The 1,024-nt window shown below is 48.0% G+C and carries 1 pseudogene; it reads right to left on the reverse strand.

Going from position 1 to position 1,024, the window contains the following annotated elements:
* Positions 1 to 1,024 (reverse strand): annotated as a pseudogene (locus tag AC6CH4_RS25880) (hypothetical protein); the annotation flags it as partial.

Here is a 1,024-nt window from a genome sequence, read left to right on the forward strand (position 1 = left end):
CGTATAATTATCATCAACTGCAACAATAGGGGTATTGGCAACTTCTATCTTAACTATATCTTGGCAGCCGTTGGTTGCCGTCCAGATAAAATTGTAAGTACCAATCGTGCTAAAACTCTGAATAATTGATTTAGGATTAGATGCTTCCATTATAGTTGCAGTCCCTGGATTATTCACTGAAGCTGTCCAGGTTCCAAAACCTTCTGCTTCCATTTCTACACTTCCAAATTGAATAGCTGCTTTGTCAGGTCCCGCCTTAGGAAGAACATCATCCACGGTAACAATCACCATATCGGTTGCCGTACAGCCTGTGGTACTATTGGTTGCCGTTAGTGTATAGGTGGTAGTCATCGATGGGTTGGCCGTTGGGTTTGAGATGGCTGCATCAGATAATCCCGCTGCCGGACTCCACTGATAAGTAGTACCCGCCACCGCTGTCATCCCGATCGTTTTACCTGTGTTATTGTTAGTACAGGTTTTGATAAAATCCGCTCCGGCATCAGCAGTCGGTAAAGTCAGGTCAACTGTTACCACTACATCATCACTGGCCGTACAGCCCGTAGTACTATTGGTCGACGTTAGCGTATAGGTGGTAGTCACCGATGGGTTGGCCATTGGGTTTGAGATGGCTGCATCAGATAGTCCCGTTGCCGGACTCCACTGATAAGTAGTACCCGCCACCGCTGCTGCACCGATCGTTTTGCCTGTGTTATTGTTAGTACAGGTTTTGATAAAATCCGCGCCGGCATCAGCAGTCGGTAAAGTCAGGTCAACTGTTACCACTACATCGTCACTGGCCGTACAGCCCGTGGTACTATTGGTCGACGTTAGCGTATAGGTCGTAGTAACCGATGGGTTGGCCATTGGGTTTGAGATGGCTGCATCAGATAGTCCCGTTGCCGGACTCCACTGATAAGTAGTACCTGCCACAGCAGCTGCACCGATCGTTTTGCCTGTGTTATTGTTAGTACAGGTTTTGATAAAATCCGCGCCGGCATCTGCCGTAGGTACTGACTGGTCCACA

The organism is Flavobacterium sp. GQ95, assembly GCF_059758655.1.